14 protein-coding genes are annotated in these 12,504 nt (G+C 73.5%); 7 read left to right on the top strand and 7 right to left on the bottom strand.

The features are described 5' to 3' along the window. Positions 1-28 precede the first annotated feature (28 nt). The 3 genes from ABME02_RS07630 to crcB are packed head-to-tail and all read left to right on the top strand — an operon-like array spanning position 29 to position 1,341. Positions 29-544 (top strand): GNAT family N-acetyltransferase, encoded by a 516-nt coding sequence (locus tag ABME02_RS07630; protein WP_353814675.1) that lies wholly within the window; start codon positions 29-31, stop codon positions 542-544. A 9-nt stretch (positions 545-553) separates the two neighbouring features. Then, the gene (locus ABME02_RS07625) at positions 554-973 is read left to right on the top strand and encodes a FluC/FEX family fluoride channel (protein ID WP_353814674.1); all 420 of its coding nucleotides are present in this window, start codon (positions 554-556) and stop codon (positions 971-973) included. Continuing rightward, positions 970-1,341 carry a fluoride efflux transporter CrcB gene (gene crcB / locus ABME02_RS07620; RefSeq protein ID WP_353814673.1) on the top strand — a complete coding sequence of 124 codons (372 nt, stop codon included), beginning with the start codon at positions 970-972 and terminating at the stop codon, positions 1,339-1,341. Before ABME02_RS07625 ends, crcB begins: the two co-directional genes overlap by 4 nt. 8 nt (positions 1,342-1,349) lie before the next feature. On the opposite strand, the gene ABME02_RS07615 is transcribed toward crcB, so the two are convergent. After that, positions 1,350-2,519: an NAD(P)-binding domain-containing protein gene (locus ABME02_RS07615; RefSeq protein ID WP_353814672.1), complete on the bottom strand. Its 1,170-nt coding sequence runs from the start codon at positions 2,517-2,519 to the stop codon at positions 1,350-1,352. Between the two features lie 187 nt (positions 2,520-2,706). On the opposite strand from ABME02_RS07615, the gene ABME02_RS07610 reads away from it, so the two are divergent. Continuing rightward, complete coding sequence (locus ABME02_RS07610) at positions 2,707-2,904, top strand: DUF3073 domain-containing protein (RefSeq protein ID WP_155050705.1); 198 nt, start codon at positions 2,707-2,709, stop codon at positions 2,902-2,904. Between the two features lie 107 nt (positions 2,905-3,011). Here the strand turns inward: ABME02_RS07610 and ABME02_RS07605 are convergent, their stop codons facing one another. The 3 genes from ABME02_RS07605 to purM form a co-directional block, all read right to left on the bottom strand. Next, entirely contained in the window at positions 3,012-3,395 is a 384-nt protein-coding gene (locus tag ABME02_RS07605; RefSeq protein ID WP_353814671.1) for a hypothetical protein, read from the bottom strand. A gap of 364 nt (positions 3,396-3,759) precedes the next feature. After that, positions 3,760-4,533 (bottom strand): LLM class flavin-dependent oxidoreductase, encoded by a 774-nt coding sequence (locus ABME02_RS07600; protein WP_353814670.1) that lies wholly within the window; start codon positions 4,531-4,533, stop codon positions 3,760-3,762. A 4-nt stretch (positions 4,534-4,537) separates the two neighbouring features. Next, positions 4,538-5,650 (bottom strand): phosphoribosylformylglycinamidine cyclo-ligase, encoded by a 1,113-nt coding sequence (gene purM / locus ABME02_RS07595; RefSeq protein WP_353814669.1) that lies wholly within the window; start codon positions 5,648-5,650, stop codon positions 4,538-4,540. A 69-nt stretch (positions 5,651-5,719) separates the two neighbouring features. Between purM and ABME02_RS07590 the strand changes: the two genes are divergently transcribed. After that, complete coding sequence (locus ABME02_RS07590) at positions 5,720-6,337, top strand: zinc-binding alcohol dehydrogenase (protein WP_353814668.1); 618 nt, start codon at positions 5,720-5,722, stop codon at positions 6,335-6,337. Here the strand turns inward: ABME02_RS07590 and ABME02_RS07585 are convergent. Then, positions 6,318-7,670: an acyltransferase family protein gene (locus ABME02_RS07585; RefSeq protein ID WP_353814667.1), complete on the bottom strand. Its 1,353-nt coding sequence runs from the start codon at positions 7,668-7,670 to the stop codon at positions 6,318-6,320. The two genes, ABME02_RS07590 and ABME02_RS07585, sit on opposite strands and share 20 nt — an antisense overlap. A gap of 45 nt (positions 7,671-7,715) precedes the next feature. Here ABME02_RS07585 and ABME02_RS07580 point away from each other — a divergent pair, with 45 nt between their 5' ends. Together ABME02_RS07580 and ABME02_RS07575 are read left to right on the top strand one after the other, a co-directional pair. Then, positions 7,716-8,168, top strand: a complete 453-nt coding sequence (locus ABME02_RS07580; protein WP_353814666.1) for a hotdog fold thioesterase — start codon at positions 7,716-7,718, stop codon at positions 8,166-8,168. A 32-nt stretch (positions 8,169-8,200) separates the two neighbouring features. Next, a complete protein-coding gene (locus tag ABME02_RS07575) occupies positions 8,201-8,932 on the top strand; it encodes a glutamine amidotransferase (RefSeq protein ID WP_353814665.1) in 732 nt (243 codons plus the stop codon). A 103-nt stretch (positions 8,933-9,035) separates the two neighbouring features. Here the strand turns inward: ABME02_RS07575 and ABME02_RS07570 are convergent, their stop codons facing one another. Together ABME02_RS07570 and ABME02_RS07565 are read right to left on the bottom strand one after the other, a co-directional pair. Continuing rightward, positions 9,036-11,282 carry a glycoside hydrolase family 31 protein gene (locus tag ABME02_RS07570; RefSeq protein WP_353814664.1) on the bottom strand — a complete coding sequence of 749 codons (2,247 nt, stop codon included), beginning with the start codon at positions 11,280-11,282 and terminating at the stop codon, positions 9,036-9,038. Further along, complete coding sequence (locus tag ABME02_RS07565) at positions 11,279-12,439, bottom strand: glycoside hydrolase family 15 protein (protein WP_353814663.1); 1,161 nt, start codon at positions 12,437-12,439, stop codon at positions 11,279-11,281. Before ABME02_RS07565 ends, ABME02_RS07570 begins: the two co-directional genes overlap by 4 nt. Between the last annotated feature and the right edge of the window lie 65 nt (positions 12,440-12,504).

Genomic DNA, 12,504 nt, shown 5'->3' with positions numbered 1-12,504 from the left:
TGTCGGCGGCATCCGCTTGCATGGCGGCATGACGGATGTCGCGCTGCACCCGTGGTCCGAGGGCGACCTCGACCTGCTGAGGCGCAACAACGCGCCCGAGCTCATGGAGCACCTCGGCGGTCCCGAGACCGACGAGAAGGTCGTCTCGCGGCACGATCGGTACCTGCGCGGGTGGCACGACGGCTCGTCGCAGATGTACGCGATCGTGACGCCCGAGCACCCGGAGGGCGTCGGCGCGATCGGGTTCTGGCCGCGCGACGAAGGCGGGCGGGCGCTGTTCGAGCTCGGCTGGACGGTGCAGGCCGCGTTCCAGGGCCGCGGGTACGCGCGCGCCGCACTCGCGCTCGTGATCGACGAGGCGCGCACCGCCGACGCCGCCCGCCCGATCGCCGCCTACCCGCGCGTCGACAACGAACCGTCGAACGCACTCTGCCGGAGAGCCGGATTCGTGCTCGAGGGCGTCGAGGAGTTCGAGTTCCCGAAGGGCACGTGGCTGCCGTCCAACGTGTGGGTGCTGCCCGCCGTGGTGCCGGGCACGGCGTAGCCTCGACGGGTGCCCCCATCCCTTGCGGTCTTCGTCGGCGGCCTCGCCGGCACGGGCCTCCGCCTCGTGCTCGACACCGTGCTTCCGCACGCCGACGACGGCCTCCCCTGGTCGACCCTCATCGCGAACCTCGTGGGCACCTTCGTGCTCGGTTGGCTCGCGGGCGGGCTCTGGACCCGGCCGTCGACCCCGTCGTGGCTGAAGGCGGGCATCGGCTCCGGGCTCATCGGCTCGTTCACGACGCTCTCGGCCGTAATGGGCGCGGTCGCGATCCTCGACCGCGAGGAGGCGACCTCGCTGGCCGTGCTCTACCTCGGCCTGTCGCTGGTCGCGGGCCTCGCGCTCGCGGCCGCCGGCCTGAAGCTCGGCTCGGTGATCGCGCACCGGCCGATGCCGACCGAGGTCACCGACGACGGGGCGACGCTGTGAGCGCGCTCGCCGTCGCAGCCGTGCTCGTGGCCGGCGCCGTGGGCGCGGTCCTCCGCTACCTGCTCTCGAAGGCGTACCCGGTGCGCCCGGGACACCTGCCCGGCGGGATCCTCGTGGTGAACGTGGTCGGCTCCGGCCTCGCCGGCGCCGTCATCGCGCTCGCCGAGCTGGCCGCCGTCTCCGACGACGTGCGACTCGTGCTCGTCACCGGGTTCTGCGGCGGGCTGACCACGTTCAGCACGTGGTGCGTCGAGACCATCGAGCTCGCCGACGGCGGCCGCTGGCGCGCGGCCGTCCTCAACGTGCTCGTCACGCTGGCGCTCGGCATCGGCGCCGCGCTCGGCATGTACCTGCTGGTCCGCGGGTAGCCGCCCGGCTAGATCATCGCCATGATCTGGCGCGCGATCATGCGCCCCGCGCGGCTCGCGCCGACGGTCGACGCCTGCGGCCCGTACCCGGCGAGGAAGATCCGCGGGTCGTGCCAGGCCGCGCCCTGCCCGACGGTCACGCCGCCGGCCCGCTCGCGGAGCTTCAGCGGGGCGAGGTGGCGCAGCTCCGGTCGGAAGCCGGTGGCCCAGATGATGACGTCGGCCTTCGCCTCGCTGCCATCGGCCCACACGACGCGGTCGGCCTCGATCCGGTCGAACATCGGCTTCGCCGACAGCAGGCCGCGGTCGATCCCGGCCGCGATGCGCCGGCTCTTCGGCACGCCCGTCCCGCTCACGACCGAGGGCAGCGCTCGACCGGCGCGGGCCGCCTCGTCCTGCCGCGACACGGCGGCCGACGCGCCCTCGAGGTCGAGCTCCTGCCGGTCGAGCCAGTCGATCGGGCGGCGCGACACCCAGGTGAGGCCGGATGCCACGCCCTCGAGCTCGAGCATGAAGCCGATCGCCGAGGTGCCTCCGCCGACGACCACCACGTTCTCGTCGCGGAAGTCCTCGGCCGAGGTGAAGTCGGACGTGTGCAGGTGGCGTCCGCGGAAGTCGCCCATGCCCGGGTAGTACGGCACGAACGGCGACCCCCAGGTGCCCGTGGCATTGACGAGGTACTGCGCGCGCAGTTCCCCGCGGGGCGCGGGCGGCGGCGCCGCCGCCTCGAACGTCTTCCGCCGGCGGCCGAAGAACCCGCGGCTCTTCAGCTCCTCGATGGGTTGCGGGCTGAGGTCCTCGTACTCGATGCGCAGGTCGACGCCGTCGTTGCTGATGCGACGGACGTCGACCGGACGATGCACGTTCAGCCGGTAGTGCTCCTCGAACCTGCCGTAGTAGTCCGCGACGACCTCCTTGGCGGGAAGCGTGCGGTCGGCCGTCTCGAAGCTGATGCCGAGCTCCCCCATGCCCGGCAGGTCGTTCACCTTGTGCGCCGTGCCCAGGCGCAGGGACGACCAGCGATGCTGCCACGCGCCGCCCGGTCCGGGCGCGCGGTCGAGCATGACGAAGTCCTCGTCGGCGACGAGTTCGAAGCGTCGCAGGTAAAAGGCGACGGACAGCCCCGCCTGTCCAGCGCCGATCACCGCGACCTTCACGCGGTCGGGGATCGCATCCACCCCACCATCCCACCATGCCCGGAGGGGTGCTTCGGGCCACATCGGGGACTCCCCGGCGCCTCCACAGCGCCGCCGTGGCATCCATCCGGCCCCCGGGGCGGTGGTAAACTACCAGCCGGGATTGTTCATTATCAAAGAGCCGGGTGACGTCCATCCCATCCGGCCAGACGTCGTAAGGGGGTCACGCATGGGGCGCGGCCGTCAGAAAGCCAAGCACACCAAGGTCGCTCGGGAGCTGAAGTACTTCAGCCCGGCCACCGATTACAGCGCGCTCGAGCGCGAGCTCACGGCTTCGCATGACCACACCGACGAGGAGATGTCGAAGTGGGCGGAATACGCCGACGACGACTCCTACGTCCACGACGACGGGTCCCACCGCTCCTGATATCCCCCGGCTGAGCGGCGGTTCCGAGAGGTCGTCGCGCCGGGGTTTTCGCGTGTCCGCACGACCGCTCCGCGTCCCGGCGGCGCGGTCGTCGCCACGTGCGCGCGTCAACCGCGGAGCATCCGCCTGAGCCCGTGGCCGATCACGAGCGCCATCGTGACGGCCATGAGCACGCCGGATGCGGCGAACAGCGCGAACACGACCGGTGCGGGCGTGCCGACGTCGACGATCGGCGACGGCGCGAACGTGAAGGGCAGGCCCGCGAGCCAGCCGAGCATGCCGAGCGGCACCCACCGCCAGGCGCGGGGGATGCCGGTCGTCGCCAGCACGGGCCACTGCGCGAGCGGGATGCTCGCGAGCAGCACCAGTCCGCCGACACCGACGACCACCCACGTCGCGGGCCGGCCCCAGTCGATCGCGCTACCGGCATCCGCGAGGGTGGACGGCAGCATCCCGATGGCCCAGGCGGCGGCGGCCGCGGCCGCCGTCACGGCGATCCACCTGCCGACGGGCACCGAGGCCGGGCCCCCGCGCAGCCCGAGCGACTGGCCGAGGCCGAGCAGGGCGCCCTCCCCGGCACCGAAGGCGACCAGCAGCAGCGGGCGGGCCAGCCGACGAGGCCCGCGGCGTCGGCGAGGGCGAAGCCCGCGACCGGGATCAGGAACCCGACGCTCTCGCCGAGGACCGTGCCCGAGACCCAGCGGCCGATCCTGAAGGCACCCGACGCGGCCCGGCGGTCTGTTCGCATCGACGAGCGCTCACCCACACCGCGACGCTAGCCCCGCCCGGCGCGGCCGCTCACGGCCGATGGTCCCGCGGCGTCGGGCTCCTCGCGGTCTCGGGCGGCGTCCCGCCTCAGGCGTTCGACGTGCCCGCGCGCCACTCCGCCGTGGTCTCCGCGAACCGTTCGAGTTCCTCGAGCGTGCCGCCCGCCGTGATCGCCCGCAGGACGACCTCGTCGACGACGCCGTCGAAGGCGTGCAGGGCGGACTCGCGGTTGATCGTCGCGTCGATCGGCTGCACGCCGAGGCGGGCGAAGTTCGCCGCGTACGACACGTACGAGCCGTACCGGTCCGCCTCCTTCTGCAGCGCCGCGCGCGCCGCGCCGTCGGAGATCGTGCGGACGTAGAGGACGCCGCGCACGTCGCCGGAGCGGTCGCCCGCGTCGCGTCGGAGGTCGTCCATCGCGTCGGCCGCGGCAGCGGGTGTCAGCCAGTTCAGCACGACGGCGTCGGCGAGCTCGGCCGCGAGCCGTCGCATGCGCGGCCCGAGGGCGCCGACCGCGATGCGAGCATCGGTGCGACCGCGGAGCTCCGCGACGGCATCGGCCATCGCGCCGACGGGGTGGTGCGTGCCGCCGGAGCCGATGCCGAACGTCGTCCGCTCAGCCGGGATGCCGGCGAGGTCGAGGGTCGCGACGGGCCGGCGGTCGATCGGGATCACGCCCGTCGCGAGCCGGAGGTGCTGGGTCGCGTCCGCGACCTCGCGGAGCCCCGCGAGCGAGTCGCCGCCCGGCACGTCATTCAGCCACAGCCCGTCGAAGCCGAGCCGCTCGAGCCGCGGCGCGAGCGCGCGCAGCGTCTCCGGGGCCGTGGTTCCGGGGAGCCCGATCGAGACGGCGGCGCGCATGCGATCAGCTCGCGTAGCCGCCGACGAGGCGGACCGCCCCGCCGTCCACGCCCTTGGCGCCCTGCTCCCAGCCGGATGCCGCGGCATCGCGTTCGCCGGTGGAGACGGTGCCGACCTGCCAGGCCGGCAGGCCGAGCGCACCGAGCTCGGCGATGACGGATGCCGCCGCATCCGCTGCGACGACCGCGAAGAAGCCGATGCCGAGGTTCCAGGTGCCCTCGGTCGACTCGAGCGTCGTGCCGGCGAGGTCGTTCAGCACCCGGAACACGGGCTGCGGCGACCACGTCGAGCGGTCGACCTCGACCCACGACCCGCGCGGGAGCACGCGCGCGAGGTTCGCCGCGATGCCCCCGCCCGTGACGTGCGAGAGCGAGTGCACGGACGTGCCGAGGGCGTCGTGGGCGAGGAGGCGCACGAGCGGGCCGGAGTAGAGGCGCGTGGGCTCGAGGAGGGCCTCGCCCCAGGTCGTGCCGAGGTCGGCCGAGGCATCCGTGACCGAGAGCTTCGCGTTCGAGAGGATGTGCCGGACCAGGGAGTAGCCGTTGGAGTGCAGCCCCGACGACTCGATCGCGACGACGACGTCGCCGTCTCGGACGCGCTCGGCGCCGAGGGCGCGGTCGGCTTCGACGACGCCCACCGCGGCGCCGGCGACGTCGTAGTCGTCGACGCCCATGAGGCCCGGGTGCTCGGCGGTCTCGCCGCCGACGAGCGCCGTGCCGGTCTCGGCGCACGCGCGCGCGATGCCGGTCACGATCGCGGCGATGCGGTCGGGCACGACCTTGCCGCACGCGATGTAGTCGGTCATGAAGAGCGGCGTGGCGCCGACCACGACGATGTCGTCGACGACCATGCCGACGAGGTCCTGGCCGATCGTGTCGTGGATGTCGAGGGCCTGCGCGATCGCGATCTTCGTGCCGACGCCGTCGGTCGAGGTGGCGAGGAGGGGGCGCGCGTAGTCCTTGGCGAACGAGAGGTCGTACAGGCCGGCGAAGCCGCCGACGCCGCCGAGCACGTTCGGCCCGTGCGTCTTCGAGACCGCTTCCTTCATCAGTTCGACGGCGAGGTCGCCGGCGGCGGTGTCGACTCCGGCAGCGGCATAGGACGAGTTCGCGCTCACCCGTCAAGGGTACCCGCGCGGCGCGCGCCGCTCGGGCTCGCTGTCGGGGGCCGGCGGTAGAATCCGTGCATGCACGCGGGTGCCACGCCATCGTGGGTGATTCGCGAGAACGCGAGCACCGGAGCCCTCCTCGCCCTCTACCTGCGGGAGGTGCTCGGCGTCGCCTCGCCCGCCGAGCTCCCGCGGCTCCGCGACGTCGGCCGCATCGGCCCCGAGGGGTCCCGCGACGTCGACGCGCACGACACCCTCGAGAAGCAGTGGCGCGAGTGGTGGACCATGACCATCGAGCCCGAGACCCACCCGTCGCCGGTGCCGCTCGAACTCGTCGAGGAGTTCGGCACGGCCGTCGCGCTCCCGGTGACCGGGGCCGAGTCGCTCGCGGCCGCCATCCGGCCGCACGCCGAGGCCGCGCTGGCCTGGGCCGAGTGGGCGCACGAGCGCTACCGCACGGCGTCCGCCGCACGCTCGGGCGACACCTACCGTGCCTACGCGGGCTCGATCGCCGAGCACGAGCGGGAGGTGGGCCGTCGCGCACACTCGTTCGAGCTCAACGTCGAGGTGCTGCCGCTGGCGGCATCCGGCATCTGGTGGATCGGCCAGAAGACCGTGGCCGTCACCGACACGCTGCGGTCGGATGCCGCGGCGTTCGACGACGCGATCCATCCGATCATCGCCGAGCTCGCCTGACGTCGCGCGACCCCGGTGAGGCCGAAGCCGGCGGGCGTGCCCGGTCCAGCACGACGGCGGCCGCGAGCAGCACGGTCCCCGCGGCGGCCAGCGCGAGGTCGAGCCCGCGGAGGATCACCCCGAGGAGCGGGATGAGCGCGAGCACCGCGGCGACCACGATCGACGTCGCCGACGGCCGGCGGGACCCGGGACGGGCCGCCCGGGCGAACCGCTCGAATCGTGCGAGCGGGGACGAGATCAGCCACACCACGAGGAGCACGACGACGAAGACGGCGGGTCGCCCCACCCACCACGCGACCTGCGTCGGCGCGGGAGCGAGGGCCGGCAGGAGCAGCGACGCCGCCGAGATGACGACGATGACCGGCAGGTGCCAGAGGTACAGCGTCAGCGCCCGGCTCGCCACCAGTCCCACGACGACCCGAACGGGCCGTGACGCCATGAGCCGCCCGAGCGCGGTGTGGAAGAGCGTCAGCAGGCTGACCTGCGCGATGCCGAGCAGCATGAGCGAGACCGTCGGCGGGTCGAGGTTGGTCAGCATGTTCGGCGCATGCCATCCGGCGGCGACGCCGAGCCAGGCCAGCGCGTAGGCGGCGACCGCGATGGCAGCGAGCTGCACCCGCCGTCGACCCCCGAACCACCCGTCGGCGTACCAGAACCCGAGTTGCTGCACGAAGCCGCCGACGAAGAGCAGGTCGATCAGCCCGATCTCACGACTGCCCGTCGCGAACCGGGCGAGGTCGACGATCGCGGCGGCCCCGGCGAGCACGATGAGCGTGCCGCGCGGCGCGCGCTCGTGCAGCGCGAGGAGCCACGGGACCAGGCACTGCACGAGGAGGTATGCGGCGAGGAACCAGAGCGGCACGCCGATGCCCGCGGCGATCGTGTCGAGCAGTGCCGGGTCGACGCCGGCGAAGGCCGCGATCAGCAGCGCAGCGGTGAGGACGGCGAACAACGGGAGTGCCGGCGCCGCCAGACGCAGCGTGCGCGAGCGGACGAAGTCGGCGGCGGTGTCGCCCAGTGCCCGCCGACGACGCCACGAGGTCGCCGCGGTGAAGCCGCCCAGCGCGAAGAACAGCGGCATGATCTGCCCGACCCACGTCGCCGGGACGAACCACGGCTGCTCCTCGACGGGGCGGGAGAGCACGATGCGACCCGACGGATCGAGGCCGACCCCGACCATGAGCAGGTGCGCCACCACGACCAGGAGGATGCAGGCGACCCGCGCGAGGTCGACGACCGGATCGCGCGACGCCGACGACGCGGCCGGCACCGGACCCAGCACCGGTTCGTGCACCGGTTCGTGCAGTGCGCGGAGGTCCTCGTCGTCGCCCACGGCACCATCATGGCCGCCCGGCCGCCGCCGGCGCAGCATCGGCGCGTGGCAGACTCGATGCCCATGAGCATCTGGTTCGGCGAGCCCTCACTGGAGTGGGCGAACTCGCGCGGCGAGCACGCCCTGATCCGCGCCCTGGGCATCGAGATGACCGAGGTCACGGACGGGTCGTTGAAGGGGCGGATGCCCGTCGACCACCGCACCCGCCAGCCGGCGGGCGTGCTGCACGGCGGAGCATCCGTCGCCCTCGCCGAGACGCTCGCGAGCTGGGGCGCATCGTTCACGGTCGACCCGGCGCAGTTCTACTGCGTCGGCATGGAGATCAACGCGAACCACGTCCGCCCGGTCTCCGAGGGGTGGGTGTACGCGGAGGCGAGCCCGATCACCCGCGGCCGCACGACGCAGGTGTGGGACATCCGCATCACCGACGAGCAGGGGCGACTCGTGTGCGTGTCGCGCTGCACCATGGCCGTGCTGCCCACGCCCTCGCAGTACTGACACGAGGCGAGCGCCGCGCGTATCGTGGGGCCGTGAAGCCCTTCGTGCTCCTCGCCACCCGAGCAGAGGACCAGCCCGCCGACGAGGAGTACGCCCTCTTCCTCCGCGGCACCGGACTCGATGAGCGCGACCTCATCCGCGTCCGCCTCGAGGCCGAGCCGATGCCGCGGCTCGACCTCGACGCCCTGTCGGGGATCTTCGTCGGCGGCGGGCCGTTCAACGCCTCCGATCCCGCCGATCGGAAGTCGGCGGTCCAGCATCGGGTGGAGGCCGAGTTCGCGACCCTGCTCGACGAGGTCGTCGCCCGGGACTTCCCCTTCCTCGGCGCCTGCTACGGCGTCGGCACGCTCGGCGCGCACCAGGGCGCGCTCATCGACGACCGCTACGCCGAGAAGATCGGCGTGGTCCCCGTGACGATGACGGAGGCCGGCGCCGAGGACCCGCTGCTCGCCGGGCTGCCCGAGACCTTCAACGCGTTCGTCGGGCACAAGGAGGCGATCCGCGCACTGCCGTCGTCGGCGACGCTGCTCGGATCGTCGCCGACGTGCCCCGTGCAGGTCTTCCGCGTCGGCGCCAACGTCTACGCGACGCAGTTCCACCCCGAGCTCGACCTCGAGGGCATCCAGGTGCGCATCCGCGCCTACGCGAGCTACGGCTACTTCGCGGCCGACGAGCTCGAACTCACGCTGGCCGCGGCCGCCCGCGCGGTCGTGTCCGAGCCGAGCCGAATGCTGCGCACCTTCGTCGAGCTCTACGCGCGGTAGCGCGGTCCGCTCCGCGCGCGCCGCACCGCCGGTGCATGAGAATCCGGCGCACGAGTCGCCTCAGCCCCCGTCACCCGGATCCTCATGCGTACGGGTGGATTCGTCAGGACGACGCGAAGACGTCGCCCAGTGAGGGCCACGCCGTCGCCCGGACGAACACCGGAATCCGGTCGATCGGCACCTCGACGCGAACCAGCGCGTCGCCGGCGACCTCGTCGCCCGTCCACGCGTCGACCCACTCGCCGGGCGGCAGCGCGGCCTCGTGACGGACCTGCCCTTCGGAGAGCACGGGCGAGACGAACAGGTCGCGGCCGAGGAACCACTGGAGCGGATGCGTCCAGGCGCCATCCCACTCGGGGTGGTCGAAGTACACCGGGCGCATGAGGGGCGCCGAGGTGCGGATGCTCTCGGCGGCCTCGGCCGAGAGGTACGGCACGAGTCGCTCTCGCAGCTGCGCGAAGGCGCGGAACACGGGGAGCACGTTCTGGTCGCCGGTCTGCTCCGCGACGTTCCACGGCGTCCGGTCGCGCGACGGGGTGCGGTGGTGGTTGAACTCGGAGTGGTACTGCATGATCGGCACGAACGTCGAGGCCGCGGTCGCACGCAGGTACAGCTCGGCGCTCGGCAGTTCGCCGGAGAACCCCGCGAGGTCCCAGCCCCAGTAGAGGATGCCGCTCGCAGCCGCCGAGAGCCCGGCGAACATCGACCAGCGGAAGGCCTCCCAGGTCGAGTTCTCGTCGCCGGCCCAGAACGCGCCGTGCGCCTGCGAGCCGGTGAAGCCCGCCCGGCTGAACGTCACGGGCGCCTTGCCCGCCGACCGGAGCAGGTCGCCGTACGCCTTCGCGTACGCGACCGGGAAGCGGTTGTTCGCCTCGTCGCCGCGCGCGCCGTCGAGGTACGCGAGCTCCCGACCCCAGGCATGCTCGCCGCCGTCGGTCTTGAACCCGTCGATGCCGACCTCCTCGACGAGGTACCGGCGCTTCTCGGTCCACCACCGCGCTGCGCGGCCGTCGGTGAGGTCGGGCATGGTCGACAGCGGGAACCACCAGCCCCGATTCCGGTACGCGCGCAGATCGCCGCGTGCGTTCGGCTCACGGATCAGCACGCCCTCGCGCTCGGCGGCGAGCGCGTCCGCACGCGCCTGCCCGGTCGGGTGCGGGCGGGCCTTCAGGAGCGGGATCTGCCACAGGTGCACCCGGATGCCGCGGGCGTGCAGGTCGTCGACCATGCCCTTCGGGTCGGGCCACGCCCCGTCCGCCGGGAACTCGAAGTCGGCGAGCCGGTGCGGGGCGCCGTCCTCCGTCACCTCGTATCGCGCGTCGCGGAACGCGGTGAAGGTGCGCTCGTCGCTCCACGCCTCGATGACGACCGAACCGACCGGCACGTCGTGCTCGCGGTGCAGGTCCATCTGACGCACGACCTCGGCCTGCGTGTTCCACTCGTTGCCGCTCGCCCAGAGCCGGAACACCCAGTCGGGCAGCTGCTCGGGACGGCCGACCTCGGCGAGGAAGGCGTCGAGGACGGCGCGCGGGTCGCCGTCGTAGAACGCGACCGCGACGGCCGGTTCGCCGGCCGCGGCATCCGCCTCGACCTCGACGACGAGCCGATCGGGCTCGCTCGCGCCGATGTCGAACCAGGCGCGGCGGGACGTTCGCACGTGGAATCCCCAGCCCTCGCCGCCTACGACGTGCGCGAACGGCATCGGCAGGTACGTCTTCCGCTCGGCGCCCTGGCTCTTGTACTGCTCGAACACGACCGAGTCGAGCTCGGCGCCGCGGTGGTCGAGCGCGTCGAAGCGCTCGCCGAAGCCGGTCACGTGCTCGCCGTCGGCGAGCGGCAGCGCGAAGCGCACGCGACGCACGCGCGCGCCGTCGGTCAGCACCCGCACGCTGCCCGGGACGACCCGGCTCGCGCCGGCGACCGCGACCAGGTCGTCGTGCGCGTCGGACCACCCCGACACGGTCGTCTCGAACCGGCGCGTGCGCTGATCGCGGCCGTCGGCCGCCCGCCCCACGAAGCGGTAGCGGATGGCGCTGCCCGCATCGGGCGCCGGGAACTCGACCGCCCAGCCGCCCGCGCTGCGGGCGAGCCGCGCCTGCGCGGACGCGAGGTGCCCGCCGTCGATCGTCTGGCCGCGCGAGGTCCGGGCGACCCGCGCGAGCGGAAGGCGCTCGGTGCGACGCTCGCCCGCGGCATCCGTCGTCTCGAGCTCGACCCCGACCGACTCGACGTCGGGCGTCGCGCGTACGCCGAGCCGCAGGGGCTCGCCAGCGACGGGGTCGAGCGGCCAGCGCTGCTCCGTGTCGATCGAGTACGGGTGGCCGGAGCCGAGCGGGCGGTGGCGGATCATGCGGGGAACTCCTGTGGTGCGGGGGCGGGTTCGGGGGCGGGTTCGGGTGCGCCGTCGAGCTCGACGGCGAGGCGGATGAGCATGGCGTGGCTCCAGAGCAGCGGGTCGGCCGACGTGCCCCAGCGCTCGACCCACTCCGCCACGCGCGCGGCGTCGAGGAGGTGTCGCTCGACCTGCTCGGGCATCGAACCGTCGGGCCCCGCCGTCGAGGCGGCCCATCCGAGCAGTTCGCGCGCCCGATCGGCGTCACCGGCCCGCGCGTGCGCGAGGCCGAGGAAGCACGAGAGCAGCGGCCACTGGCCGCCGCCGAAGTAGGTGTCGCCGAGGAAGCGGTGCACGCCGCCGTCGACGGCGAGGTCGCGCTCGATGGCGGCGATGGTGCCGGCGCCGAGCGCGGATGTCGCGGGCACGACGTCCATGACGCCGACGATCGCCGCGAGGCTCGCGTCCACGGCCGGCGAACCGATCCACTTGGAGAGGTGACCGTCGGCGACGCCGCGCGCCGCCATGAAGGCCTCGACCTCCGCGGCGGTCGACGTGGCGAGCGCGACCCGTTCGTCGTCGAGCACGCCGAGTGCGGCCGCGGCACGGAGACCGGCCGCGATGCAGCCGAGGGTCGAGACGTGCACGTGCTCGGCATGCTCCTCCCACCAGTCGAAGCAGGGTCGCTGCCACGACGTCGCGAGGTAGTCGACCGTGAGCGAGATCGCCGGCGCCCAGCGCCGTGCACCCGCGCCGTGGCGTCGCACGTGCTCGGCGACCGCCCAGACCCAGGTGCCGTACCCGTCGAGCTGGAAGTCCCACCATTCGTCGTCGCCGGCGCGGCCGTCGAAGGAGAACCGGGTCGGCAGCATCGCGGCATCCGCGACCGGCGCACCGGCGCGCGCCGCGGCCGCGATCGCGTCGATCTCGTCGCGGCGCGACTCGAGCACCCGGGCGCACCAGTCGAAGAACCGCTCGGCCGACCCGGTGCGTCCGTACGCCGACATCGCGTCGGCGATGAAGGCGCCGTCGCGGAACCAGCTGTACCCCGCGTACGCGGAGAACGTGGGGCTCGCCGGGTACGCTCCGCCGTCGTCCTGGAGCGACCCGACGAGGTCGGCGCTCGAGGCGACGAGTGCGGCGAGGCCCGCGCGTGCGGTCGTGGGAACGGTCATCGTGGAGCTGCCTTCGTGCGTCGTGGATGGGAGCGGGGCCGGGCGCGTGGACGCCCGGCCCCGAG

This window comes from Agromyces zhanjiangensis (assembly GCF_040496055.1).
Classification (GTDB): Bacteria; Actinomycetota; Actinomycetes; order Actinomycetales; family Microbacteriaceae; genus Agromyces; species Agromyces zhanjiangensis.
The sequence above is the reverse complement of the archived record's forward strand: the minus strand, read 5'-3'. Positions and strand labels throughout refer to the sequence as shown.

Excerpts from the sequence above, each read along its gene's own strand:
- ABME02_RS07590 (WP_353814668.1), top strand. The coding sequence starts at position 5,720 with ATGCACGCGGGTGCCACGCCATCGTGGGTGATTCGCGAGAACGCGAGC.
- ABME02_RS07610 (WP_155050705.1), top strand. The coding sequence starts at position 2,707 with ATGGGGCGCGGCCGTCAGAAAGCCAAGCACACCAAGGTCGCTCGGGAG.
- ABME02_RS07630 (WP_353814675.1), top strand. The coding sequence starts at position 29 with ATGACGGATGTCGCGCTGCACCCGTGGTCCGAGGGCGACCTCGACCTG.
- ABME02_RS07570 (WP_353814664.1), bottom strand. The coding sequence starts at position 11,282 with ATGATCCGCCACCGCCCGCTCGGCTCCGGCCACCCGTACTCGATCGAC.
- ABME02_RS07565 (WP_353814663.1), bottom strand. The coding sequence starts at position 12,439 with ATGACCGTTCCCACGACCGCACGCGCGGGCCTCGCCGCACTCGTCGCC.
- ABME02_RS07600 (WP_353814670.1), bottom strand. The coding sequence starts at position 4,533 with ATGCGCGCCGCCGTCTCGATCGGGCTCCCCGGAACCACGGCCCCGGAG.